Source organism: Streptomyces sp. BBFR102 (assembly GCF_051397025.1).
Taxonomy (GTDB): Bacteria; Actinomycetota; Actinomycetes; order Streptomycetales; family Streptomycetaceae; genus Streptomyces.
Map to the genome: position 1 here is coordinate 5,277,433 of NZ_CP195757.1, position 24,357 is coordinate 5,301,789.

Below are 24,357 nucleotides of genomic sequence, written 5' to 3' on the forward strand. Positions count from 1 at the left end.
CCGGGGTGCTCCTCGCGCCCCGGCCCCGGGCGGGCGGCCCGAGCAGCCCGCCCCACTGGCCAGCCGGCTCAGCGGCGGGCATGTTCGCGGAAACCCCGGCCCGACTTGCGGCCGAGGCAGCCCGCGGCCACCAGGTGTTCGAGGAGCGGGGCGGGGGCCAGGCCCGGGTCGCGGAACTCCCGGTGCAGCACCTGCTCGATGGCGAGCGAGACGTCGAGGCCGACCACGTCGAGGAGTTCGAACGGGCCCATCGGGTAGCCGCCGCCGAGCTTCATCGCGGCGTCGATGTCGTCCAGCGACGCGTAGTGCTCCTGCACCAGCTTCACCGCGTTGTTCAGGTACGGGAAGAGCAGCGCGTTCACGATGAAACCGGCCCGGTCGCCGCAGTCCACCGGGTGCTTGCGGATCTCGGCGCAGACCTCGCGGACGGTGGCGTGCACGTCGTCGGCGGTCAGCACGGTGCGGACCACCTCGACCAGCTTCATCGCCGGGGCCGGGTTGAAGAAGTGCATCCCGACGACGTCCTCGGGGCGGCTGGTGGCCGTGGCGCAGGCCACCACCGGCAGCGAGGAGGTGGTGGTGGCGAGCACCGCGCCCGGCTTGCAGACCTTGTCGAGCGCGGCGAACAGCTGCCGCTTGACCTCCAGGTCCTCGGCGACCGCCTCCACGGCGAGGTCCACCTCGGCGAAGGCGTCCAGCGAGCCCGCCGGGGTGATCAGCCCCAGCGTCGCGGCGGCGGCCTCGGCGGTCAGCCGGCCCCGGCCGACCGAGCGCTCCAGCGACTGGGCGATCCTCGCTCTGGCCCTCTCGGCCTTCTCCTGGCTGCGGGCGGCGATCACCACCGCGTACCCCGCCTTGGCGAAGACCTCCGCGATGCCCGAGGCCATGGTCCCCGACCCGGCCACGCCGACCGAAGCGACCGGCCGCCCCTTCGCCGGGCCCGTCCGACCGGGGAGCGGCGTGAGGGCGTCCTGTACCACGGCGGCCGAACCGGGGCTCTCGTACGTGTAGAAGCCGCGGCCCGACTTGCGGCCGGTCAGCCCGGCCTCGCTGAGCTGCCGCAGGATCGGCGCGGGGGCGTGCAGCCGGTCGTGGGACTCGGCGTACATCGCCTCCAGTACGGTGCGGGCGGTGTCCACGCCGATCAGGTCGAGCAGCGCCAGCGGCCCCATCGGCAGGCCGCAGCCGAGCCGCATGGCCGCGTCGATGTCCTCCCGCGTGGCGTACTTGGCCTCGTACATCGCGGCTGCCCGGTTGAGGTAGCCGAAGAGCAGGCCGTCCGCGACGAAACCCGGCCGGTCGCCGACGGTCACCGGCTCCTTGCCCAGTTCGAGGGCGAGTCCGGTGACCCGGCCGACCGCCTCCGGGGAGGTCAGTACCGAGGAGACCACCTCGACCAGCTTCATCGCCGGGGCCGGGTTGAAGAAGTGCAGCCCCAGCACCCGCTCGGGGAACCGCGACTCGGCGGCGAGCCGGGTCACCGACAGGGCGTTGGTGCCGGTGGCGAGGACCGCGTCCGGGCGGACCACCTCGTCCAGGTCGCGGAAGAGCCGCTGCTTGATCTCGTACGACTCCGGGACGACCTCGACGACCAGGTCGGCGTCGGCTGCCGCCTGGAGGTCGGTGAAGACCCGGAACCGGGCGAGCGCGTCGGTCCGCTCGCTCTCGGTCAGGCGGCCCTTGGCGACGGCGCGGGCGGTGGAGTTCTCCAGCGCGGTCACGGCGAGCGCCGCCTGCGCCTCGCTGACGTCGATGCCGACGACCTCGCGCCCGGCGCGGGCCAGCACCTCGGCGATGCCCGTGCCCATGGTGCCGAGGCCGACCACGGCGACGGTGCCGAAGGCGGGAGCGGGGGAGGGCGCGGAAGGGGACAGGGAAGGACGGTCCATCGAGGACTCCTGGGATGAGGGGTGACGACGGCCGGGGCGCCTGGCGCACCCGGATGAGGAAGGAGCGGCGGGCCTGTCCCGGGCCACGCCGTCGTACGTACTGCTGCCGGACCGACCGGCGGGTCCCCGTGGGCGGTGGCTGCGTCACCAGGCCACCGCGGGGAGCGGACGCGCGGGTGTCCGGCCCGCGCTCCGCCGAGCATAACCAGTGGGTAATGAGCGCGCCAGCCCCTTACTCTCCCGCCGTCGTGCGCCGGCGCGATGGGCGGGCCGTGCTCCGCACCGCGGTTCAGCGTGCCGCCGCCGGAGCCGGTACGGGCCTCTCGGCGGCGTCGGTGGAGAGCCGCGGCGTGGCGGGCGGTCCGAGACCGGGTCCCCACCCCGGTCAGCACCTCGGCCGGGGCTCTGGGCGTGCGGCCTGCCGTCCGCCGGCGCGATCAGGTGGTCGGCGTACCGGGCGGCCAGGCCGAGGCCGTGCAGGTCCATGACGATCGTGGTGCGCGCGGTGTTTCCGATCCCTCAGCGGGACGAGGCCCGCGCGCGGCCACCGCACCCGCCGGGAGCCACCGGATTCGGACATTCCCCTGATACCGGCGTGGGTCCGGGCCTAGGGTCGGGGAATGGATCAGGAAGTGTGGCGGAGGCTGCTGGCGCGGGTCTCGAAGGAGGCCGGGGAGGACCCCCGGGTGGAATGGCTCGCGGCCGCCGGTGGCGAGGAGCTGAACGCCGTCCTCACCGCGCCCCAGGAGCCCTTGTGGGCCAGGGAGTTGGCGGCCTTCCGGCTGGGTGTGGCCGGGGACGGGCGGGCTTTCGAGACGCTGGTGCTGCTGCTCAACCACCGCGAACCGGCCCGGTGCGCGGCGGCGGCCCACGCCCTCGCGGCGCTGGGCGACCCGCGGACGGCCCGGGCCGCCGCCGCCCTAGCCACCAACGAACTCCGCGTCGCCTACGCCCTGCATCCGGTGCGCCTGCTGGTCGCGCTCCGCGCCCCCGAGGCGGTGCCCGCGCTCATCTCGGTGCTGGAGCGCCGGCTCGCCCCCGGCGACCGCTACCAGGCCGTCGCCCTCGCCTGCGCCGACGGGCTCGGCGAACTGGGCGACCCCTGCGCCCGTCCCGTGCTGCGGGCGGCGCTGGCGCGCCCCGGGCTGGCGATCGTCGCCCGGGGCGCGCTCGACCGGCTGCCGCGCTGAGCGGGGTTCAGCCGCGCCCGGGGAGCAGGCTGTGCAGCGCCTGGCCCTGGCCACGTCCCGCCGTGTCCGGGACCGAGCCCTTCGCCACGGCCGTCTTCGGCTCGGGCTTCGGCTCGGGCAGCGGGGCGCAGGTCGCGTCCGCCTCGCCGGAGCCCGAGCCGCGCGGCACGGTGCCGTCGGCGAGGTAGCGCGCCAGATGTCGGTCGAGGCAGGCGTTGCCGCCGAGCGTCACCCCGTGGTTGCCACCGCCCTCCTCGACCACCAGCGAGGAGCCGCGCAGCTTGCGGTGGAGCGAGACGGCGCCCTCGTACGGAGTGGCCGCGTCACCGGTCGCCTGGAGGATCAGGGCCGGGGGGAGCTTGGTGTTGGTGACGTCCGGCGGGGTGAGCGGCGGGACGGGCCAGCTCGCGCACGGCGCGTTGTACCAGGCGTTGTTCCAGGCCAGGAAGGGTGCCTTCGCGTGCACCCGCCAGGTGTCGGCCCGCCACTGGTTCCACCTGCGGGGCCAGGCCGCGTCCCGGCACTGCACCGCCGTGTACACGCTGTACCCGTTGTCGCCGGAGGCGTCGCTCTCGGCGAGCGCCCGGTACGCCGTGACCAGCGGCCCGCTCTCCCCGTCCTTGGCGTACGCCGCGAAGGCGGTGGCCAGCCGGGGCCAGTACCCGTCGTAGTACCCGCCGGGCAGGAAGGTGTCCTCCAGCTCGGCCGGGCCCACCGTCCCGCCCGCCGGCTCGGCCGCGACGGCGGCCCGCATCCGCGACCAGGCCCGCTCGACCCCGGCCGGGTCGCCGCCCAGACCGTAGACCGCGTCGTGCCGGGCGACCCAGGCGAGGAAGGCCCGGTGCCGGCCCTCGAACGCGTGGTCCTGGGCGAGGTTGCTCTCGTACCAGACCCCGTCCGGGCCGACCGCCGAGTCCAGCGCGAGCCGCCGCACCCGCTCGGGGAAGAGCTTGGCGTAGACGGCGCCGAGATAGGTCCCGTACGAGTAACCGAGGTAGCTGATGCGCGGGGCGCCGAGCGCAGCCCGGATCACGTCCAGGTCGCGGGCGGCGCTCCGGGTGTCCAGGTGCGGCAGCAGGTCGCCGTGGCGCTCGCCGCAGGCGGTGGCGAAGGCGGCGGCACGGTCGCGGTTGGCGCGCTCGACGGCCGGGGTCAGTGGCAGGGTGTCGGGGCGTACGGCCGCGAAGTGGCCGGGCCGGCAGTCGAGCGCGGGCTCGCTGCGGCCGACGCCGCGCGGGTCGAAGCCGATCACGTCGTACCGGCTCGCCACCTCCTTCGGCAGCGCCGCCGCCACGTGCCCGGCCAGGCTCAGGCCGCTGCCGCCGGGCCCGCCCGGGTTGACCAGCAGCGGCCCCAGCGGGGACTTCGCGGTGTGCGGTACGCGGCTGAGCGCCAGCGTGATCCGCCGCCCGTCGGGCCTGGCATGGTCGAGCGGGACCTTCACCGTGCCGCACTGGAGCGTCGGATACGCCGTGGTCGCGCAGTCGCTCCATCGGATCGCCTGCGGCACGGCCGGCGCCTCGGCCGGGGCTCGGGACACCGCCGACGACGGCGCGGCCGGCGCGAGGACGGCGACCGAGGCGGCGGCGCCGCACAGCGCCAGGGCACGTCTGTTCACTGGGCCTCCAGGATGCGGAGTCGGGCACCGCACCCTGCGGCCCCCGGCGCATCGTCCCGGACACCGCTGCCCCGGGTGAGCGATTCGTCCGACGGTCGGCGTGGCCGGGGGAACCTGTCGAAGCGCGCGGGTGGAGTGTGTGCCCGGCGCCTCGTCGTGGTCCTGAAGGAATCGGTCCGCCGGCACGCGCTGGGTGGGGCGGAGGCCATGGCGGCGCAGCGGGGTTCACTCCTCTCCGCCATGTCCGCGCCGACCGTCTTCCTCGGGGATCATCCCCGCCGGCGCCCTCCGAGAGGACCTGCGGACCCTGGAGACGTGCACGCTGCTCGACGCCGAGCGCGTGTCCGTCGAGCTACTGACGGCAGCCGTCACGGTCACGGCGCCTTCCGAGATCGCCCAGTAGCGGCGAGCCTTCGGGCCAGGGGGAGGTGACGTCGTCGCCATGATGGAACACCCGTTCCCGTGATCGCCGCAGGGTGGCCCGGGCGGGGATTTGAGCGGCCGGGGCCGGGGTGGTTGGCTTTGTCCGACCCGTAACCCGAGTGCTGGAGGAAGTGGACATGGCACAGGTCGAGGCCACGACGGAGCGGACGATCGCGGCGAAGCCGGACGACGTCTTCGACGCGCTGGCCGACTACAGCGGTACCCGTCGTACGGTCCTTCCCGAGCAGTACAGCGAGTACGAGGTGCGTGAGGGCGGCGACGGCGACGGCACCCTCGTCCACTGGAAGCTCCAGGCCACCAGCAAGCGGGTGCGGGACTGCCTGCTCGACGTCAAGGAGCCCTCCGACGGGGAACTGGTCGAGGCCGACCGGAACTCCTCCATGGTCACGACCTGGACGGTGACCCCGGCCGGGCAGGGCGCGCGGGTGCGGGTGCGCACCGTCTGGAACGGCGCCGGCGGGATCGGCGGCTTCTTCGAGCGGACCTTCGCGCCCAAGGGGCTGGCCCGCATCCACGACCAGACGCTCGCCAAGCTGGCGGCCGCGCTGGAGAAGTAGCCCGAGAGGGGGCGCCACCCGCGCGCGGTGCCCCCTTCGCGTCGATTCCGGCGCGCTGTCACCTCACCGTTTCGAGTGGTTTTCGCGGGCGGCGCCTTGCCGCCCGCAACGCTCCCACCGGCCCGGATGCCGCCCGCCCCGCCATGGGGGCGGGTCGCCCCTCTTGCCCCGACTTGCGTGCGGGCGCGCAGACTTGGCGCCAGCCGTCGGCGCAGTCGGCGCGGCGCGACGAGGGGAGAGTGACGTGGGCGGGACGACGCTGGAGCACAGGACGGCCTCGGGGGAGGAACCCGCCGGGCCCCCCGCGCCCCCCGGCGCCCCGGAGCCCGAGGGGGCGTACGCCGCCGACGACGCGCCCGCGGTGCCCCTGGCGGCCGGCGAAGCGTTTCCCCCCGGCGGTGACCCCGCCGAGCCCGCCGCCGGCGACGCCGGGCTCAACCCCCGCCAGGTCCGGATGGTCTTCGTCGGGCTGATGCTCGCGCTGCTGCTCGCCGCGCTGGAGCAGATGATCGTCGCCACCGCGCTGCCGAAGATCGTCGGCGAGCTGCACGGCCTCGACAAGATGTCCTGGGCCATCACCGCCTACCTGCTCACCTCCACCGTCTCGATGCCGGTCTACGGAAAGCTCGGCGACCTCTTCGGCCGCAAGGGCGTCTTCCAGTTCGCCATCGTCGTCTTCGTCATCGGTTCGGGGCTCGCGGGCTGGTCGCGCTCGATGGACGAACTCATCGCCTACCGCGCCCTCCAGGGGCTCGGCGCGGGCGGCCTCATGATCGGCGTGCAGGCGATCATCGCCGACATCGTGCCGCCGAGGGAGCGGGCCCGCTACATGGGGCTGATCGGCGCCGCCTTCGGCCTCGCCTCGGTCGCCGGGCCGCTGCTCGGCGGCTTCTTCACCGACCACATGTCGTGGCGCTGGTGCTTCTACTTCAACATCCCCTTCGGCCTGGTCACCCTCGCCGTGGTCGCCGTCGTCCTCAAGCTCCCCAAGCCCGCCACCCGAGGCCGCCTCGACGTGCCCGGCATCCTGCTGCTGGCCGCCGCCTCCACCTGCCTGGTGCTGCTGACCAGCTGGGGCGGGACGGAGTACGCCTGGGGCTCGCGGACCATCCTCGCGCTCGGTGCCGGGGCGGTCGTCTCGACGGCGCTGTTCCTCGTCGCCGAGCGGTACGCGGCCGAACCCCTCATCCCACTGCGGCTGTTCCGCGAGTCGATCTTCAACATCACCGGCCTGATCGGCGCCGTGGTCGGCATCGCCCTGTTCGGCGCCGCCAGCTACCTGCCGACCTACCTCCAGATGGTCGACGGCGCCAGCGCCACCGAGTCCGGCCTGCTGATGCTCCCCATGATGGGCGGCGTCGTCGGCGCCTCGATCCTCTCCGGCCAGCTCATCAGCAGGACCGGACGCTACCGCCCGTACCCGATCGCGGGCGGCGTCCTCGCCGCGCTCGGCATGTGGCTGCTCTCCCAACTGGAGACCGGTACCTCCCGGCTGCACTACAGCATGTGGATGGCCGTGCTCGGCGCCGGCATCGGCCTGATCATGCCGGTGCTGGTGCTCGCCGTGCAGAACAGCGTCCGCCCCGCCGACCTCGGCACCGCCACCAGCGCCAACAACTACTTCCGCCAGATCGGCGGCAGCGTCGGCGCCGCAGTCTTCGGCACCCTCTTCGCCCAGCGCCTCACCGCCGCCCTCGCCGACCGGCTGCCCGCCGGGTCGCCGACCGGCTCCGTCGACGCCGAGGCGATCACCCCGCAGGCGGTGCACGCGATGGCGCCCGCCCTGCGCGACCCGTACATCCAGGCGTACGCCGACGCCATGCCCCGGATCTTCCTCTACCTCGTGCCGGTCCTCCTCCTGGGCCTGCTGCTCGCCTTCTTCCTCAAGGAGACCCCCCTCGTGTCCCACGCCGCGTCCCGGCCCGCTCCCGCCGACGAACCGCACGCCCCACCCGCGCCCGAGCCGACCGCGCCGCCGGTCCCGCAGCTGCCCGCCGCCCGGACCGGCCACACCGCCGGGGTCGCCGTCTGCGGCAGCGTCCAGCACTCCGACGGCACGGCCGTGCCGCGCGCCGCCCTCACCCTGATCGACGTGACCGGCCGCCAGATCGGGCGCGGCGCCAGCGACGGCGACGGCCGGTACGCGCTCGCCACCCCGGGCAGCGGCAGCTTCGTGCTGATCGCGGCGGCCGGCGGACACCAGCCGCAGGCCGTCACGGTGACCGTCGGCGAACGCCCGGTCGAGCTGGACGTGGTCCTCGGCGGCGCCGGGCGCCTCGCCGGTGCCGTCCTCACCGCCGACGGTCTGCCGGTCCGCGACGCCACGGTCACCCTGACCGACGTACGCGGCGAGGTCGTCGCCTCCACCCGCAGCGGACGCGAGGGCGGCTACGTCATCTCCGAGCTGGTCGCCGGGGAGTACACGCTCGCCGCCAGCGCCCACGCCTACCGCCCGACCGCCCTGCCGGTGAGCGTCCAGGCGTCCCGCGAGACCCGGCAGGACGTCGAACTGGCCGGGGGAGCGGTGCTGCGCGGCACCGTGCGGGCCGGCGGCGGGCGTCCGGTCGAGGACGCCCGCGTCACCCTGCTCGACGCCGGGGGCAACGTCGTCGACTCCCAGACCACCGCCGCCGACGGCACCTTCCGCTTCGTCGACCTCTCCTCCGGCGAGTACACCGTCATCGCCTCCGGCTACCCGCCGGTCGCCACCGTCCTCCAGGTGGCGGGCGGCGGTCGCACCGAACGCGATCTGCTGCTGGGGCACGAGGACTGACCCACCGAACGGGACCGGCCGGGGGCGGCCTCGCCCCGGCCGGAACCTCTACCCGCCGACCTCACCCAAGGCGTACGGTGACCCCGCCGGGCGGAACAAGATCCGCCCCGTAGCCGAACGGAGCGGGCGTGAAGATCCTGATCAGCGCGGACATGGAGGGCGCCACCGGGGTGACCTGGCCGCACGACGTCCTGCCGGGGCACGCCCAGTGGGAGCGGTGCCGGTCGATGTTCACCTCCGACGTCCAGGCCGCCGTCCTCGGTTTCTTCGACGGGGGCGCCGACGAGGTGCTGATCAACGAGGCGCACTGGACGATGCGCAACCTCTTCCTGGAACGCCTCGACCCGCGCGCCCAGATGCTCACCGGCCGCCACAAGAGCCTCAGCATGGTGGAGGGCGTCCAGCACGGCGACGTGGACGGCATCGCCTTCCTCGGCTACCACGCGGGGGCCGGTATGGCGGGCGTCCTCGCCCACACCTACCTCGCCAACTCCCTCACCGGCGTCTGGCTCGACGGTGTCCGAGCCAGCGAGGGCCTGCTCAACGCGCACGTCGTCGCCGAGTACGGGGTGCCCGTCGTCCTGGTCACCGGCGACGATGTGGCGTGCGAGGACTCCAAGGGGTACGCCCCCGAGGCCGAGCGGGTCGCGGTCAAGGACCACGTCTCGCGGTACGCGGCCGTCTGCCGCACCCCCGAGCGCACCGCCGCCGACATCCGCGCCGCCGCCCGTGACGCCACCCGTCTCGCCGTCCGCCACGAACCGGTGCAGGCCGGTCCGCACACCGTGGACCTGGAGTTCGACGCCGCCCACCTGGCGGCGGCGATCACCGTCGTCCCGGGTGTCGCCCTGACAGGGGACCTCCGCGCCAGCTACACCAGCGAGACCATGTACGAAGCCATCCGGACGTTCAAGGCCATCACCACGGTCGCCCAGAACGCCGTGGAGGAGACCTATGGCTGAGCAGCCCGCCCCCGTGACCGCCACCGGCGTCGACGCCGCCGCCCTGGAGGAGGTGGTCACCTACACCTCCGAGCTGATCCGCATCGACACCACCAACCGGGGCGGCGGCGACTGCCGCGAACGCCCGGCCGCCGAGTACGCCGCCGAGCGGCTGGCCGGAGCCGGACTCGACCCGGTGATCCTGGAGCGCACCCCCGGCCGGGGCAACGTCGTCGCCCGCATCGCCGGCAGCGACCCCACCGCCGACGCCCTCCTCGTCCACGGCCACCTCGACGTGGTCCCGGCGCGGGCCGAGGAGTGGACGAAGCACCCCTTCTCGGGCGAGGTCGAGGACGGCGTCGTCTGGGGGCGGGGCGCCGTCGACATGAAGAACATGGACGCGATGATCCTCGCGCTGGCCCGCTCCTGGGCCCGTACCGGCGTACGCCCCCGCCGCGACATCGTCATCGCCTTCACCGCCGACGAGGAGGCCAGCGCCGAGGACGGCTCGGACTTCCTCGCCGACCGGCACGCGGCGCTCTTCGAGGGCTGTACCGAGGGCATCAGCGAGTCCGGCGCCTTCACCTTCCACGACGGCTCGGGCCGCGAGATCTACCCCATCGCGGCGGGCGAACGGGGCACCGGCTGGCTGGAGTTGACCGCGCGCGGCCGTGCCGGGCACGGCTCGAAGGTCAACCGGGCCAACGCGGTCAGCCGCCTCGCCGCCGCCGTCGCCCGCATCGGCGGCCACGAATGGCCCGTCCGCCTCTCCCCGACGGTCCGGGCCGCCCTCACCGAACTCGCCGCCCTCTACGGCATCGACGCCGACCCGGGCGCCGAGGGCTTCGACGTCGACGTGCTCCTCGGCAAGCTCGGCTCGGCCGCCTCGCTGGTCGAGGCGACCGTCCGCAACAGCTCCAACCCGACGATGCTGAACGCCGGTTACAAGGTCAACGTCATCCCCGGCGAGGCCACCGCCATGATCGACGGGCGGTTCGTGCCCGGCGGCGAGGACGAGTTCCGGGCCACCCTGGACGAGCTGACCGGGCCCGACGTCGACTGGCGGTTCCACCACCGCGAGACGGCGCTGACGGCCCCCGTGGACTCGCCGACCTTCGCCCTGATGCGCGAGGCCGTCGAGGAGTTCGCCCCGGGCGCTCGGGCCGTGCCGTACTGCATGTCCGGCGGCACCGACGCCAAGCAGTTCTCCCGGCTCGGCATCACCGGCTACGGCTTCTCCCCGTTGAAGCTGCCGCCCGGCTTCGACTACCAGGCGCTCTTCCACGGCGTGGACGAGCGCGTGCCCGTCGAGGCCCTGCACTTCGGTGTCCGGGTGCTCGACCGGTTCCTGCGCAACGCCTGATCCCGGGCCCGCCCCGCGACGGAGCGGGGCGGGCCGCCGCCGAACGAGGAGTTGGAAGACCCCATGAGCACGCCTGAGCCGTACGGTGCCTGGCCCTCGCCCATCGACGCCCGCCTCACCGCCGCCCATGACGGTCGGCCCGATTCCGTCGCCCACGTCGGCGACGACCTGTGGTGGACCGCGCCCCGCCCCGCCGAGGGCGGCCGCCTCACCCTGGTGCGCCGCCGCCCCGAGGGCACCGAGGAATCCGTACTCCCGGCCCCGTGGAACGTCCGCAGCCGCGTCATCGAGTACGGCGGCCGCCCCTGGGCCGGCGTGCCGGGACCCGACGGGCCTCTCATCGTCTTCGTCCACTTCGACGACCAGCGGCTCTACGCCTTCGAGCCGGACCGGCCGGGCGCCGGGCCGCGCCCGCTCACCCCGCTCTCGCAGGTCGGCGGCGGGCTGCGCTGGGCCGACCCGGTGGTGCACGCGGCCACCGGTGAGGTCTGGTGCGTGCTGGAGGAGTTCACCGGCGAGGGCCCCACCGACGTGCGGCGCGTCCCGGCTGCCGTGCCACTCGACGGCAGTGCCGCCGAGGACCGCGACGCCGTGCGCGAACTCGACACCGACCGGCACCGGTTCGTCACCGGCCCGAGGCTCTCCCCGGACGGGCGGCACGCAGTCTGGATCGCCTGGGACCACCCGCGCATGCCGTGGGACGGCACCGAGCTGAAGATCGCCGAGGCGACGGCCGAGGGGCCGTTCACCGGTGTGCGGACCCTCATCGGCGGTCCCGAGGAATCGGTCTGCCAGGCCGAGTGGGCGCCCGACGGCTCCCTGATCGCCGCCACCGACCGCTCCGGCTGGTGGAACCTGCACCGCGTCGACCCCGCCACCGGCGAGACCGAGCCGCTCTGTCCGCGCGAGGAGGAGTTCGGCGGGCCGCTGTGGAAGATCGGGGCGCAATGGTTCGCGCCGATGGAGAACGGCCTCGTCGCCGTGGTGCACGGCCGGGGCACCACCCGCCTGGGCATCCTCGATCCGGACGCCGGGGAGATCTGCGACGCCGCCGGACCGTGGACCAGCTGGTCCTTCTCCCTCGACGTGCACGGCAGCCGTGTCACCGGCATCGCCGCCGGGCCTGCCAGCGCCGCCGAGATCGTGGAGCTGGACACCGTCACCGGCCGGGCCAGGGCCGTCGCCGCCCGCCACACCGACGTCGTCGACCCGGCCTACCTCCCGCGCCCCGAGGAGCGTGTCTTCACCGGCCCCGGCGGCCGCGAGATCCACGCCATCCTCATCCCGCCGCGCCACCCGGAGCGGCACGGCCCCGAGGGCGAACTGCCGCCGTACGTCGTCCGTGCGCACGGCGGGCCCACCGGGCGGGCCGGTGTCGCACTCTCCCTGGACGCCGCGTACTTCACCTCGCGCGGCATCGGAGTCGTGGAGGTCAACTACGGCGGCTCCACCGGCTACGGCCGCGCCTACCGCAACCGCCTGCGCGGGCAGTGGGGCCTGGTCGACGTGGAGGACTGCGCGGCCGTCGCCGCCGCGCTGGCCGCCGAGGGCGTCGCGGACCCCGACCGGCTCGCCGTCCAGGGCGGCAGCGCGGGCGGCTGGACGGCGGCCGCCTCGCTCGCCGGGACCGACGTGTACGCCTGTGCCACCGTCATCTACCCGGTGCTCGACCTGACCGGCTGGGCCACCGGCGAGACCCACGACATGGAGTCCCAGTACCTGGAGACGCTGATCGGCCCGTTCGCGGAGGTCCCCGAACGGTACGCCGAGCGCTCCCCGACCGAGCGCGCCGACCGGATCACCGTCCCCTTCCTCCTCCTCCAGGGGCTTGAGGACCCGATCTGCCCGCCCGAGCAGAGCGAACGCCTCCTGGAGAGGATGGCCGGACGCGGCGTGCCGCACGCCTACCTCGCCTTCGAGGGCGAAGGCCACGGCTTCCGCCGGTCCGACACGATGATCACCGCGATAGAGGCCGAACTCTCGCTGTACGCGAAGGTGTTCGGGTTCGCCGCCGAGGTGCCGGAGCTGGCTTTCCGGCACTGAGCCCGGCTCCGGCACCGAGCCGGCCGCCCGTCCCGGGCCGCCACCCCTCGCCGGGTGGCGGCCCGCCCTGTCGCCACCATCCCCGGAGCGTCCCCCTTGCCGTACTCCCTGAGCCCGCTCACCCGCCCCGCCCGGCTCGCCCCCGGCGCCCGGGTCGCCGTGGTCGCCCCCGCCGGTCCGGTGCCCGAGGAGGCGCTGGCGAACGGCCTCGGCCTGTTGCGCGGCTGGGGCCTGGAGCCGGTGGTCGCCCCGCACGTGCTCGACCGCCACCCCGCCTTCCCCTACCTCGCGGGCGAGGACGCCGACCGCGCCGCCGACCTCCAGGCCGCCTGGTGCGACCCGGGAGTCGACGCCGTGTTCTGCGCCCGGGGCGGCTACGGCTGCCAGCGGATGACCGGCCTGCTGGACTGGGAGGCGATGCGTGCCGCCCGCCCCAAACCCCTCGTCGGCTACAGCGACATCACCGCCCTGCACGAGCAGTTCGCGGTCCGCCTCGGCGTGGCCACGCTGCACGCCCCCATGCCCGCGACCGCCGGGTTCCTCGGGAACGAGGCGGCCCGGGAGCACCTGCGGGCCACCCTCTTCGACCCCGAGTCGGTCCGTGTCCTCACCTCCGCCACCGGCCGCGTCCTGGTCCCCGGCCGGGCCCGGGGCGTCACCCTCGGGGGCTGCGTGAGCCTGCTCGCGGCGGAACTGGGCGTGGCGCACACCCGCCCCTCGGCCGCGGGCGGGCTGCTGCTGATCGAGGACATCGGCGAGGAGGCGTACCGCCTCGACCGCATCCTCACCCAACTGCTGCGCGCCCGCTGGCTCGACGGGGTGGGGGCTGTCGCCCTCGGCTCCTGGGAGGAGTGCGGCCCGTACGAGGAGGTGCGGGCCGTGCTGCGTGACCGGCTCGGGCCGCTCGGGGTGCCGGTGGCCGAGGAGTTCGGGTTCGGGCACGGCGAGGGGGCGCTGACCATGCCGTTCGGCATTCCGGCCGAACTGGACGCCGACGCGGGCACGTTGACGCTGGACGTGCCGGCGCTCGCCTGACGGCGGAGCCGTTCACCGGCCGGGCGGCCGCAGCTCCGCCTCGCGCCACCGCCCACCCCCGTGGCCGAGCCGTCAGGAGTCCGGCCCCGGCGCCGCCGGGCTGGTCCACGCCGGCACCGGCCCCGCCGTCGCCGACACCACCGCCTGCGGCGGCCACTGCGGCGCCGGCCTCCTGGAGGTGTCCGCCAACCGCGTGATCGTCCTCGGCAAGCGAGGCGCCGACGCCACCCCCGCCGCCTGTCCGGTCCTCTCCCGCACCGGGTCGACGTCAACGGCGCCGTCCGCGGGCGTCCCGGCAGCCGCAAGGCGTCCTTCACGCTCCGCGGTTTCGCCCGGCGGGACCGGCATGGAGTACGGCGGCGTCACCCCCGTCGGCCTGCTCGCCGGCCGACCGTTGCTGCTCGACCCCGCCTCGGCCGCCGCCCTCTGAGTCCTGGCCGGCAGTGGAGCCAGGCGGAGTAGGCTGCTCCTTCCCGGCCGTGACGTGGCCGCCCTTGCGCACACCGAGGTGGTCCCCGGGCTGGGCCTCCCCTCTGACGGAGCTTTCGTGGTGCGCGGGCGCGCCGCCTCCGCGATGCTGACGGGGACACGAGAGACGTACGGCAGGAGTGAACGACCCCGCATGGACGAAGACACCGTCACCGAGGAAGCGGCCATGGGCGACAGCGGCCCCCGCCGTCCGGCGCCCGAGCCCGTGGCCGTGGGCGAGCGCACCACGCTGCGCCCCCTCCGCCTCGCCGACGAGGCGGAGTTCACCGCCCGCGCCCGGCAGAGCCGCGACCTGCACCGGCCCTGGCTCTTCCCGCCCACCGACGCCCGTGCCTACGCCGTCTGGGCGGGCCGACTCGTCGGTGCCGACGACCGGGCCGGCTATCTCGTCCACGAACGCGCCACCGGCGCCCTCGCCGGGTACGTCGCCGTCAACAACATCGTCGGCGGCGCCTTCCGCTGCGGCGCCCTGGGCTACGGCGCCTTCGCCGGGTGCGAGGGGCGCGGCCTGATGGCCGAGGCCCTCGCGCTGGTCGTCGGCCACACCATGGACACCCTCGGCCTGCACCGGCTGGAGATCAACGTCCAGCCCGGCAACACCCCCTCCATCAGCCTCGCCCGGCGCTCCGGCTTCCGCCTGGAGGGTTTCTCGCCCGACTTCCTCTTCATCGACGGGGCCTGGCGCGACCACGAACGCTGGGCACTCACCCAGGAGATGCGCGAACAGGCCCCCTGACCCGGAGCCCGGCCGCCGACGCCCTCTGGCCCCGGCACCCGGTCAGGGGGTTCCATGGCGCGAGGGGCGCGAAGGTCCGCCCCGGTGAGGGGAGTTACGCCTTGGCGACCACGATCCGGCACGACCTGCTGACCCTGCCCGCCGCGCCTCTGGGGGCGGTCAACCCACTGGCCCCGCTGCGCCCGCTCGACGAGACGCACACCGTCGACCCCGCGACCGTCTCCGGGCTCGGGCCGGAGATGGCACGCCAACTCGGCCACGCCCCGCTGACCTCACTGCTCCCCACCCGGGTCCTGGACGGCTACGAGCGCCGCCGCGTCCCGACCAGCCTGCCCGCCCTCGTCCTGGAGAACAGCCGGCTGCGCGCCACCGTCCTGCCCGGTCTCGGCGGGCGCGTCCACTCCCTGCTCCACAAGCCGACCGGTCGCGAACTCCTCTACCGCAACCCGGTGTTCCAGCCCGCCGACTTCGCGCTCAACGGCGCCTGGTACTCCGGCGGCATCGAGTGGAACATCGGCGCCACCGGCCACACCACCCTCTCCTGCGCCCCGCTGCACGCCGCCCGCGTCCCCGCCCCCGACGGCGGCGAGATGCTCCGCCTGTGGGAGTGGGAGCGGCTGCGGGACCTGCCCTTCCAGGTGGACCTCTGGCTCCCCGAGGACTGCGACTTCCTCCTCGTGGGGGTCCGCGTCCGCAACCCGCACCTCACCACGGCCCCGCTCTACTGGTGGTCCAACACCGCCGTCCCCGAGGAGCACCGCGTCCTCACCCCGGCCGACACCGCCTGGCACTTCGGCTACGAACAGCGCCTGCGCCGCGTCCCGTTCCCGCACCACGAGGGCGCCGACCGCAGCCACCCGGCCCACTCCCACCACCCGGCCGACTACTTCCACGAACCCCGCGACCCGGCCGCCCGCCCCTGGATCGCCGCGCTGGACGGCGACGGACACGGCCTCGTCCAGACCTCCACCGGCGAACTGCCCGGCCGCAAGCTCTTCGTCTGGGGCTCGGGCCCCGGCGGACGCCGCTGGCAGGAGTGGCTGACCGAGCCCGGCACCGGCGGCTACTCGGAGATCCAGGCCGGGCTCGCCCGCACCCAGCTCGAACACGTCCCGCTGCCGGCCGGCGCCGAGACCGCCTGGCTGGAGGCGTACGGGCCGCTCCACGTCGACCCCGGCGCCGCTCATGGCCCGGACTGGGCCGTCGCGACCACCGAGGCGGGCGCCGCGCTGGACCGTGCACTGCCCCGCAGGGAACTGGCCGCCGCCCGCGAGGCGTGGCGGGCCGTCGCCGACGCACCGCCCGGCGAGCGTCTCGCCACCGGCTCCGCCTGGGGCGCGCTGGAGGTCCGCCGGGCCGCGCTCGACCTGCCCGGCACCCCCTTCGACGACGCGCCCGGCCCCGAGCAGCGCCCGTGGGCCGCCCTGCTGGACACCGGGGCCCTGCCCGCCAAGGCTCCGGGCGCCGACCAGGACCCCGGTCCGACCCTGGTCTCCCCGGCCTGGCGGGACCTGCTGGAGACGGCCCCGCCCGGCCCGCTCACCGAGTACCACCTCGGCGTCGCCCAGTGGCACGCGGGCGACCGCGCCCAGGCCGTCCGCAGCTGGGAGCGGGCCCTGACCGGCCCCGGGGCCGAAGGCGCCGCGCACTGGCCCGTGCTGCGCGCCCTCGCCGTCGCCGACACCGAGGCGCATCACCCCGTACGTGCCGCCGAACGGTATGCCGGGGCGCTGGCCGACGCCCTGGCCCGGCGCGGCACCCCAGCCGGTGAGGACCCTGCCGACGAACCTTCCCCGCTGATCGCGGCGCTGGTCCGGGAGGCCGTCCCGGCGCTGCTCGCGGCGGACCGGCCGGGGACGGCCCGCGAGGCGTACGGGCGGCTGCACCCCGCGACCCGCGCCCGGGGCCGCTTCCGGCTCCTGGAGGCACAGTTGCTGCTGGCCGAGGGGGAGCGCGAGGCCGCGCTCGCCGTGTTCACCGGCGGGTTCGAGGTGGCAGACCTGCGTGAGGGCGACGAGGTGCTGAGCGAGACCTGGGCCCGTCTCAGCGGTGAACCCCTGCCCGCCGCCTACGACTTCCGGATGCGGCCCGCCGGGCAGGAGCGGGCCGCCGGCGACTGAGCGCCCATCAGGCGGCGGCGCCGAGCCGGTCCGCGTACTCGAAGACCGAACCGTCCGGGTGCATCGCGACCAGGGTGCGCCCGGCCGGGGTCGCCACCGGGCCCGCGATCACCGCCGCGCCGGAGGCGGCGAGGACCTGGCCGGTCTGCTCCACGTCGGCCACGGCGATGGTCGCGGCGACCTTCCGCAGCACGTCCAGGTCGGCCTTGGGCCCGCTCATCAGCAGGAAGCAGCCGACGGCGGCGACGGAGACCCCGCCCTGCTGGTGCCGCATCGCCCGGCTGCCCGCCAGCCGCTCGTAGAACGGCACCGCCGCCTCCAGATCCTCGACGCAGATCCGCAGTGTGGTCCCCAGGATTTCCACGCTTCACCCATTCCTGACGCTCCGGCCCGCGCGCTCGCGGTTGGCCTCGCCGCGCGGCGCCGGGCGGAGGAAGATCCCAAGCCCTCGCGACGCCCTCATGATGGCACGCCACGCCCGTACCGTCAGGTCCCTCTCGGAGTACCGACTCAGGGACGCTGTACAAGAGTTCGCCGAGTCCGGCGATGGTCTGTCCACCCGCGTCGTGGACCTGGGCCGAGTGGGGATGTCGGGGGCGTCCGGCTTCGGCTGGTGCTCTTCGGTCTCCCCATGGTCCCGGCAGCCGCCATGCCCTGACGGATGGGCAGCGGCAGGAGTCCGGCCGCGCACTCGGCGCACGTGGCCAGGACGGTGAAGAGCATCCTGCCTTGAGGACGGTGGGGCCGAAGCCGGTGCCGCCCAGAGAGACGGACGCCCCGGGACGCCCGCAGGTGATTTCCCGCGAAGGCGCGGACGTGGGGGTGATCGTCGGTGCGACGACGAGGTCGAAGGCAGGGGGCCGCGATGTCGCGGTCCGGGGTCGGCGGGGACGAGGCGGTCGGCGCGGGCGGCGTCAGGTGCGTGTCGCCGCTGTGAGTCGGGCCGCGATCTCCCGTAGGTGTACCACCAGTTCGGGTGGCTCGTGCACGGTGAACGGCGTGGCCAGCAGGCCCAGCCACAGGGCCAGTTCGTCCAGGGAGTGCGCGCCGGCCGTCACCGTGCAGGACTGCGCGTCGCGTGGCTCGATGGTCGCCGCGGCGGCGGGCATGCGCTCTTGTACCCGGGCTGCCGGGGCGTGGACGGTGACGCGTGCCTGGTGGCGGTAGGGGGCGGTGGACAAGGCGCGGGAGGCGTAGTCGGCGAGGTCGGGAGCGGGGGCCTGACGGGGCGTGAAGCGGGGGCCGTTGGGGGTACGCAGGGTCAGACGGTCGACGCGGAAGGTGCGCCAGTCGGCGCGCGCGGTGTCGTAGGCGAGGAGGTACCAGCGGTGCCCGGAGAACACCAGGCGGTGCGGCTCGGCCTCGCGGCGGGTTCCGGTGGCGTCATGGGCGCGGTAGTGGAAGCGCAGGGTCTCGTGGTCCCGGCAGGCCGCCGCGATCGCCGTCAGGGTGTCCGGCGCGACCGTCGGCCCGGCCTGCGCCAGTGGCACCGTCACCGACTGGAGCGCGTGCACACGGTGCCGGAGACGGGACGGCAGGACGCCTTCGAGCTTGGCCAGTGCGCGTACGGAGGACTCGGCGATCCCGGCAACGGTTCCGCCCGCGGCCGTACGCAGGCCCACGGCGACCGCCACCGCTTCCTCGTCGTCGAGCAGCAGCGGCGGTAGTCGCGTCCCGGCGCCGAGCCGGTAGCCGGCTGTCCCGGCACTGGAGTGCACGGGGTAGCCCAGTGTGCGCAGCCGGTCAACGTCCCGGCGCACCGTACGTGGTGTCACGCCGAGCCGTTCGGCGAGTTCCGTGCCGGACCAGTCGCGGTGGCTCTGGAGGAGGGACAGCAGTGTCAGAAGGCGCGCCGAGGTTTCCCGCATGACGGGCAGTCTCCCTCGCACCTAGGACCGTATCTGTCCTGACCCGCCCGTAGCGTTCTTCCCATGAACAGCCTGGCGAGCACCGACCCCTCCATCCGCCCCTTCCGCATCGACATCCCGCAGGCCGATCTGGATGACCTGTGCGAGCGGTTGGCGCGCACCCGCTGGCCCGACGAACTCTCCGGCGTCGGCTGGTCCTACGGCGTCCCGGTCACCTACGCGAGGGAACTCGCCGAGTACTGGCGCTCCGGCTTCGACTGGCGCGCGCAGGAGGCCGCGCTCAACCGGTTCGACCAGTTCACCACCGAGATCGACGGGCAGCACGTCCACTTCCTGCACGTGAGGTCCCCCGAGCCCGACGCACTGCCGTTGATCATCACGCACGGCTGGCCGGGCTCGATCGCCGAGTTCATGAAGATCATGGGCCCGCTCACCGACCCGCGGGCCCATGGCGGCGATCCCGCCGACGCGTTCCACGTCGTCGCTCCGTCCATCCCGGGGTTCGGGTTCTCCGGGCCGACCACCCAGCCGGGCTGGGATCTGCACCGGGTCGCGCGAGCCTGGGCGGAGCTGATGCGGCGCCTGGGCTACGAACGTTATGGCGCCCAGGGCGGCGACAGCGGTGCCGTGATCTCGCCCGAACTCGGCCGTGTCGCCCCCGGGAACGTCGCCGGGGTGCACGTCAACGGCGGACTGGGCTTTCCGACCGGCGACCCGGCGGAGTCCGACGGATTGTCGCCGGTAGAGCTGGAGCGGCTCGGGCAGTACCAGGACCAGGACGGCAGCGGCTATGCGATCATCCAGGCCACCCGTCCGCAGACCGTCGCGTTCGGCCTGACCGACTCGCCGGCCGCACAGCTGGCGTGGATCGCGGAGAAGTTCAAGGAGTGGACCGACCCCGCCCGCGAGCTTCCCGAGGAAGCTGTCGACCGGGACCAGTTGCTCACCGACGTGAGCATCTACTGGCTGACCGGCACCGCCGCCTCCTCGGCCCGGCTGTACAAGGAGAGCGCGAAGTCCTGGGGCTCGGCCGTCTCCGCGTCCCCGGTGCCCCACGGCGTCGCTGTCTTCCCCGGGGACCCCGGAGTGCGTCGTATCGCCGAACGAGAGCACAACGTGACGCACTGGTCGGAGTTCGACCGCGGCGGCCACTTCCCCGCGATGGAGGCCCCCGACCTGCTCCTCGATGACATCCGGGCGTTCTTCCGGACGGTCCGCTGAACCGCCACCGCCCGAGGAGCCGGAGATCTGCCGCCCTCGCCTGAAGCGTGGTGCAGAAGGCCGGGAGCGGAGCGCTCCCCTTGCGGTCGAGGGCTGGACCGGTACGGGCGGGAGACCTTCACCGCGTTGCGGACGGGCCAGTTCAGGCAGTTGCGAGGAACTGGCCGCCTGACGGTCCCCGCGCCCTTCCTGCTCGGGGAGCGCGGCGCCCCGCGCGACACGCGGGAGGTGGCCGCACGCGTCGGCGCGCTGGTGGGCCGTGCCGAGGTGGAGATCGTGCCCGGCGCGGGCCACGCGCTGCCGACGGGCCGGCCCGCTCCGGTCGTTGATCCTCGGGACGGCCGGGCGGTAGCGACCGGCGGCACGCGCGCGGCCGGGGGCCGGGCCGGGGCGGTGTGCCCCGGTCCGGCCCCCGGCCGGCGGTGAGGAGAGGACCCGGCGGTGCCGGGAGGTGTCAGACGGAGACGCCGTGACCGCGCAGGTAGGCCAGCGGGTCGATGTCCGAGCCGTAGCCCGGGCCGGTGCGGACCTCGAAGTGGAGGTGCGGTCCGGTGGAGTTGCCGGTCGATCCGGAGAGGCCGATCTGCTGGCCGGCCGAGACGGTCTGGCCGGACGAGACCGAGAGCGACGACATGTGGGCGTACTGGGAGTACTTGCCGTCGGCGTGCTTGATGACGACCTCGTTGCCGTACGAGCCGCTCCAGCCGGCGGAGACGACGGTGCCCGCGCCGACGGCCTTGACGGAGGTGCCCGAGGAGGCGGAGAAGTCGACACCGGTGTGGTAACCGGAGGACCAGCTGCCGCCGGAGGCGCGGTAGGCGGTGGACGGGGAGGAGTCGACCGGGCGGACCCAGCCGGTGGAGGCGGCGGGCTGCTCGGCCTGCTCGGCCTGCGGCTTCGCCGGGGCGGCCGGCTGCGGCGCCGTCTCGGTCTTCTTCGCGGTGGAGGCGCTGGTGTCGGCCTTGGGCGCGGCCTGCTTCGGCGCGCTCTGCGGCTTGGCCGGGGCGGACTTCGGGGCCTCGGCGACGGTGCCGTCCACCGAGAGCTTCATGCCCGGGAGGATGAGGTCCGGGTTCGAGCCGACGACCTTGCGGTTGTCCTGGTAGAGCTGCTCCCAGCCACCGTCGACGTGCTGTGCGGCGGCGATCTTGGCCAGGTAGTCGCCGACGACGACCTCGTAGGTCTTGGTGTCGGCGGAGGCGTTCTTCGGCGCCTGCTGCTGAGCTGCGGCGACGGCCTGCTGGACGGCGACGGACTCCGGCGCCGACTTCTCGGCGGCCTGTGCGTGGGCGGCGCCCATCAGCGGCAGGGCCAGGGCGGCGCTGCCCGAGCCGGCGACGGCCAGCGTGCGGGCTATGCGCATGGTCCTGGTACGGCGGTGCTTCCCCTTGGCGGGCATGAAGGTTCCTCTCCGGCGCCTGCGAGGTGAGCTGTCGGGTTCGGGCTGGAGCTGCCCGGCCGCGCCGTGTGGCGCGGCTTCACCCCTAGCCGGGGGGCCGGTGGCGTGCGCGGTGCGCTGCTCCGGTTCCGGCGGCTTACCTGGGTCCCCCGCTCCTGCCGTGGAAGGGTCGATGTGGGATACCGGACGGCGGCAGGATTAGGCGGTCCATCCGGAATGACGGTGACCGTAGACGAGCCGGGCTCCCGGGAACAAGCAGCGTCGGCGCCCTGGAAGTCGCTTTCTTGATCCTTTGTTCCGGAGGTGGTCACCCTCCGTAGATTCGTGATCTTTCCGGGCGTGGCGGGTGCTGCGCCCCGGCCGGTGGTGGCTGCCACGGACCGTGACCGCTATGACGCTGCTCACGAGGCGGGCTCAACGGCGCCCGGCGTGGCGGCAATTGGCGCATATGGGGGTGGATGCCCTATATGTCCGTAAGGAGGGGTGTCGGTCGGCAGGGTGGGTAGGCCGGATGGGGCGCGGCGCCCGCCCCGCACGAGGGTGACGCTGTGTCACCCCGGCCGGGTGTGGACTCGCGGCCCGCTCCGCTCGGGCGCGGCAGAGCAGCTCCCCGTGGAGCACCGCGGACCAGCTGTCGGGGGCCGCCGCCCACCGACGCCAGGCCGCCGCGATCCGCTCCAGTCCGGCCTGGTCCGCCTCCCCGAGGCCGACCGCCCGCGTCGCGTACCCGGAGGCCGTCGCCCGGTCCGCCCCACCAGGCCCGCTCCGCCTCGTCGGCGTAGCACCAGGCGGAGGCGGCCGCCGTGAGGCCGTTGAACCCGGCCTCACGCGCCCACGCCCGCAGCCGCCGGCCCGCGACCCGCTCGCCCGCGCCACGGACCGGTACGGCTCCAGCCACGCGTCGAGTCCGGGGCGCGCCGGGTGCCAGGTCGTCGCCGCGCAGTCCGCGTTGCGCACGGCGACCAGGCGCCCGGCGCACACCCGGCGCATCTCGCGCGGGGCGCCCACCGGATCGCCGGGGTGCTGCGGCAGCCGGTGGGCGTGGGCGCCTCCCGTGCGCGGGGTCGCCGGATCAGAGCGACAGCGGCCGGTACACCCGCAGTCCCTCGTGGAGCTTGTCCAGCTCCAGGCTCGGACCCGCGTCGCTCACCTCGCCGTCGAAGGCGAGCGGCGTTCCCGGGCTGATCCCGCCGATCCGCAGCCGCTGCACCCGCACCGCCGCGTGGAACGGCGAGCGGGACAGCGGGCCCGCCAGCGCCGCGGCCACGAGCCGGAACCCCGGCCCGCGCCCGCCGTGCACCGCGCGGACGTCCAGCAGGCCGTCGGCCAGATCCACCCGTCGCCCGCCCGTCAGCCCCATCCGGCGGTAGGTGCAGTTGCCCGCGAACAGCAGCCACAGCGGGCGCCGCTCACCCTGGACCACCGCCTCCAGCGGATGGTCCCGGCGCCGCACCCGCACCGCCGCCACCACGTCCGCGAGCCGCCCGCCGACCCGGCCCGACCAGCGCTCCCGCTCCCGGACCAGCTCCGGGTAGACCCCCAGACTGAAGGTGTTGAGGAAGTGCCCGGTCCGCTCGCCGGAACGGAAGCGGCCCACGTCCACCGCGACCGCGTCGCCCGCCTCCACCGCCCGGCACAGCTCCTTCGGGTCCTCCATCCCGAGGTCGTACGCGAAGTGGTTGAGGGTGCCGCCCGGCAGCACCGCCAGCGGCAGCCCGTGCCGCAGAGCCACCCCGGCCGCCGCGTTGACCGAACCGTCGCCGCCGCAGATGCCGAGGGCCAGCGCACCTTCCGCCGCCTTCTCCAGCTCCGCCACCAGCCCCTCGCCCTCGCACTCCACCACCTCGGCCTCCGGCAGCAGCTCCCGCAGCACCCGCGCCTTGTCGGGGGTGCCGGCGCCCTGGTTCACCACCATGACCAGGCCGTGGCCCCGGGGCAGCGCCGGTACGTCCACCAGCGGGCGCCCGGGGGAGGGGAGCTGGTCCCGGGTCGGCGCCAGGCCGCGTACGGCGAAGGCGGCACCCGCGCCCAGTGCCGCCCCGGCCAGCACGTCACCGGGGTAGTGCGCACCGGTGTGGACGCGGGAGGCGGCGACCGCCGCCGCCAGCGGGGCCACCGCCGCGCCCAGGCCCCGGGACTCCATCGCCACCCCCGTCGCGAAGGCCGCCGCCGACGCCGCGTGGCCCGACGGGAAGGAGGAGGTGATCGGCTGCCGCTTCAGCTGCCGTATCAGCGGCACCGACTCCAGCCCCGGGCGCCGCCGCCGCACCGTCCGCTTGCCGAGGGTGTTGATGGTGGCCGAGGCCAGGGCGAGCGAGGCCAGCCCCCGCACCGCCGCCCGGCGGGCGCGCGGCGAACCGGTCACCGCGAGCCCCGCCGCGACCGCGCCCCAGAGCAGGCCGTGGTCGGCGCTCCGGCTCAGCTTCGGCAGCACCCGGTCGGCACCGGGCCAGCGGCGCGCCGCGACCGCCTCGAAGACGGTGCGGTCCAGCGCGACCAGCCGGTCGGCCGACGAAGCCGGGGGCCAGGCGCGCGCACGGCGGGCACCCGGGGGGCGCCACCGGGTGGGCAGGGGGTTCACAGGGTCAGGACGCATGCGGCACGGGTACCCCCGTGCGCGCCGATCACCCGCACCGGCGCGCGAGCCGGGCCGTGTCCGTCACCGGAACGG

The 24,357-nt window shown here is 74.9% G+C and carries 17 protein-coding genes, 2 pseudogenes and 1 riboswitch; of the genes and pseudogenes, 11 read left to right on the forward strand and 8 right to left on the reverse strand.

The window, feature by feature from the left end; translation table 11 throughout:
• Positions 1-68: 68 nt before the first annotated feature.
• Positions 69-1,889 carry a 3-hydroxyacyl-CoA dehydrogenase family protein gene (locus ACSLIC_RS23345; RefSeq protein ID WP_436739659.1) on the reverse strand — a complete coding sequence of 607 codons (1,821 nt, stop codon included), beginning with the start codon at positions 1,887-1,889 and terminating at the stop codon, positions 69-71.
• A gap of 383 nt (positions 1,890-2,272) precedes the next feature.
• A pseudogene (locus tag ACSLIC_RS23350) lies at positions 2,273-2,387 on the reverse strand (ABC transporter ATP-binding protein); the annotation flags it as partial.
• A gap of 122 nt (positions 2,388-2,509) precedes the next feature.
• Here ACSLIC_RS23350 and ACSLIC_RS23355 point away from each other — a divergent pair.
• Entirely contained in the window at positions 2,510-3,079 is a 570-nt protein-coding gene (locus tag ACSLIC_RS23355; RefSeq protein WP_436739660.1) for an adenylosuccinate lyase, read from the forward strand.
• A 7-nt stretch (positions 3,080-3,086) separates the two neighbouring features.
• On the opposite strand, the gene ACSLIC_RS23360 is transcribed toward ACSLIC_RS23355, so the two are convergent.
• Positions 3,087-4,697: an alpha/beta hydrolase gene (locus ACSLIC_RS23360; RefSeq protein ID WP_436739661.1), complete on the reverse strand. Its 1,611-nt coding sequence runs from the start codon at positions 4,695-4,697 to the stop codon at positions 3,087-3,089.
• 560 nt (positions 4,698-5,257) lie between these two features.
• Between ACSLIC_RS23360 and ACSLIC_RS23365 the strand changes: the two genes are divergently transcribed.
• The 9 genes from ACSLIC_RS23365 to ACSLIC_RS23405 all read left to right on the forward strand — a co-directional run bounded on the left by ACSLIC_RS23365 (position 5,258) and on the right by ACSLIC_RS23405 (position 17,198).
• On the forward strand, positions 5,258-5,698 hold the full coding sequence (locus ACSLIC_RS23365; protein ID WP_436739662.1) for an SRPBCC family protein: 441 nt from the start codon (positions 5,258-5,260) through the stop codon (positions 5,696-5,698).
• 244 nt (positions 5,699-5,942) lie between these two features.
• Positions 5,943-8,471, forward strand: a complete 2,529-nt coding sequence (locus ACSLIC_RS23370) for an MFS transporter (protein ID WP_436739663.1) — start codon at positions 5,943-5,945, stop codon at positions 8,469-8,471.
• Between the two features lie 128 nt (positions 8,472-8,599).
• On the forward strand, positions 8,600-9,433 hold the full coding sequence (locus ACSLIC_RS23375; protein ID WP_436739664.1) for a M55 family metallopeptidase: 834 nt from the start codon (positions 8,600-8,602) through the stop codon (positions 9,431-9,433).
• On the forward strand, positions 9,426-10,775 hold the full coding sequence (locus ACSLIC_RS23380; RefSeq protein WP_436739665.1) for a M20/M25/M40 family metallo-hydrolase: 1,350 nt from the start codon (positions 9,426-9,428) through the stop codon (positions 10,773-10,775). The genes ACSLIC_RS23375 and ACSLIC_RS23380 overlap by 8 nt, the downstream gene beginning before the upstream one ends.
• A gap of 63 nt (positions 10,776-10,838) precedes the next feature.
• Positions 10,839-12,818 carry a prolyl oligopeptidase family serine peptidase gene (locus ACSLIC_RS23385; protein ID WP_436739666.1) on the forward strand — a complete coding sequence of 660 codons (1,980 nt, stop codon included), beginning with the start codon at positions 10,839-10,841 and terminating at the stop codon, positions 12,816-12,818.
• Between the two features lie 96 nt (positions 12,819-12,914).
• The gene (locus ACSLIC_RS23390; RefSeq protein ID WP_436739667.1) at positions 12,915-13,853 is read left to right on the forward strand and encodes a S66 peptidase family protein; all 939 of its coding nucleotides are present in this window, start codon (positions 12,915-12,917) and stop codon (positions 13,851-13,853) included.
• A gap of 178 nt (positions 13,854-14,031) precedes the next feature.
• On the forward strand, positions 14,032-14,283 hold the full coding sequence (locus ACSLIC_RS23395) for a hypothetical protein (RefSeq protein ID WP_436739668.1): 252 nt from the start codon (positions 14,032-14,034) through the stop codon (positions 14,281-14,283).
• Between the two features lie 192 nt (positions 14,284-14,475).
• Positions 14,476-15,078 (forward strand): GNAT family N-acetyltransferase, encoded by a 603-nt coding sequence (locus ACSLIC_RS23400; protein WP_436739669.1) that lies wholly within the window; start codon positions 14,476-14,478, stop codon positions 15,076-15,078.
• Positions 15,079-15,179: 101 nt separating this feature from the next.
• Complete coding sequence (locus ACSLIC_RS23405) at positions 15,180-17,198, forward strand: DUF5107 domain-containing protein (protein WP_436739670.1); 2,019 nt, start codon at positions 15,180-15,182, stop codon at positions 17,196-17,198.
• A 7-nt stretch (positions 17,199-17,205) separates the two neighbouring features.
• On the opposite strand, the gene ACSLIC_RS23410 is transcribed toward ACSLIC_RS23405, so the two are convergent.
• Positions 17,206-17,562: a VOC family protein gene (locus ACSLIC_RS23410; protein WP_436739671.1), complete on the reverse strand. Its 357-nt coding sequence runs from the start codon at positions 17,560-17,562 to the stop codon at positions 17,206-17,208.
• 550 nt (positions 17,563-18,112) lie between these two features.
• The gene (locus ACSLIC_RS23415) at positions 18,113-19,066 is read right to left on the reverse strand and encodes a helix-turn-helix transcriptional regulator (protein ID WP_436739672.1); all 954 of its coding nucleotides are present in this window, start codon (positions 19,064-19,066) and stop codon (positions 18,113-18,115) included.
• 63 nt (positions 19,067-19,129) lie between these two features.
• On the opposite strand from ACSLIC_RS23415, the gene ACSLIC_RS23420 reads away from it, so the two are divergent.
• Entirely contained in the window at positions 19,130-20,287 is a 1,158-nt protein-coding gene (locus ACSLIC_RS23420; protein ID WP_436739673.1) for an epoxide hydrolase family protein, read from the forward strand.
• Between the two features lie 454 nt (positions 20,288-20,741).
• Here the strand turns inward: ACSLIC_RS23420 and ACSLIC_RS23425 are convergent, their stop codons facing one another.
• The 3 genes and pseudogenes from ACSLIC_RS23425 to ACSLIC_RS23435 all read right to left on the reverse strand — a co-directional run bounded on the left by ACSLIC_RS23425 (position 20,742) and on the right by ACSLIC_RS23435 (position 24,282).
• Complete coding sequence (locus tag ACSLIC_RS23425) at positions 20,742-21,686, reverse strand: peptidoglycan DD-metalloendopeptidase family protein (protein ID WP_436739674.1); 945 nt, start codon at positions 21,684-21,686, stop codon at positions 20,742-20,744.
• Position 21,687: 1 nt separating this feature from the next.
• Positions 21,688-21,868, reverse strand: a riboswitch (cyclic di-AMP (ydaO/yuaA leader).
• 409 nt (positions 21,869-22,277) lie between these two features.
• Positions 22,278-22,730 (reverse strand): annotated as a pseudogene (locus tag ACSLIC_RS23430) (SAM-dependent methyltransferase); the annotation flags it as partial.
• A gap of 28 nt (positions 22,731-22,758) precedes the next feature.
• Positions 22,759-24,282, reverse strand: a complete 1,524-nt coding sequence (locus ACSLIC_RS23435; protein WP_436739675.1) for a bifunctional phosphatase PAP2/diacylglycerol kinase family protein — start codon at positions 24,280-24,282, stop codon at positions 22,759-22,761.
• Positions 24,283-24,357: the final 75 nt, after the last annotated feature.

Excerpts from the sequence above, each read along its gene's own strand:
- ACSLIC_RS23345 (WP_436739659.1), bottom strand. The coding sequence starts at position 1,889 with ATGGACCGTCCTTCCCTGTCCCCTTCCGCGCCCTCCCCCGCTCCCGCC.
- ACSLIC_RS23355 (WP_436739660.1), top strand. The coding sequence starts at position 2,510 with ATGGATCAGGAAGTGTGGCGGAGGCTGCTGGCGCGGGTCTCGAAGGAG.
- ACSLIC_RS23365 (WP_436739662.1), top strand. The coding sequence starts at position 5,258 with ATGGCACAGGTCGAGGCCACGACGGAGCGGACGATCGCGGCGAAGCCG.
- ACSLIC_RS23380 (WP_436739665.1), top strand. The coding sequence starts at position 9,426 with ATGGCTGAGCAGCCCGCCCCCGTGACCGCCACCGGCGTCGACGCCGCC.
- ACSLIC_RS23385 (WP_436739666.1), top strand. The coding sequence starts at position 10,839 with ATGAGCACGCCTGAGCCGTACGGTGCCTGGCCCTCGCCCATCGACGCC.
- ACSLIC_RS23400 (WP_436739669.1), top strand. The coding sequence starts at position 14,476 with ATGGACGAAGACACCGTCACCGAGGAAGCGGCCATGGGCGACAGCGGC.
- ACSLIC_RS23415 (WP_436739672.1), bottom strand. The coding sequence starts at position 19,066 with ATGCGGGAAACCTCGGCGCGCCTTCTGACACTGCTGTCCCTCCTCCAG.
- ACSLIC_RS23420 (WP_436739673.1), top strand. The coding sequence starts at position 19,130 with ATGAACAGCCTGGCGAGCACCGACCCCTCCATCCGCCCCTTCCGCATC.
- ACSLIC_RS23425 (WP_436739674.1), bottom strand. The coding sequence starts at position 21,686 with ATGCCCGCCAAGGGGAAGCACCGCCGTACCAGGACCATGCGCATAGCC.
- ACSLIC_RS23435 (WP_436739675.1), bottom strand. The coding sequence starts at position 24,282 with ATGCGTCCTGACCCTGTGAACCCCCTGCCCACCCGGTGGCGCCCCCCG.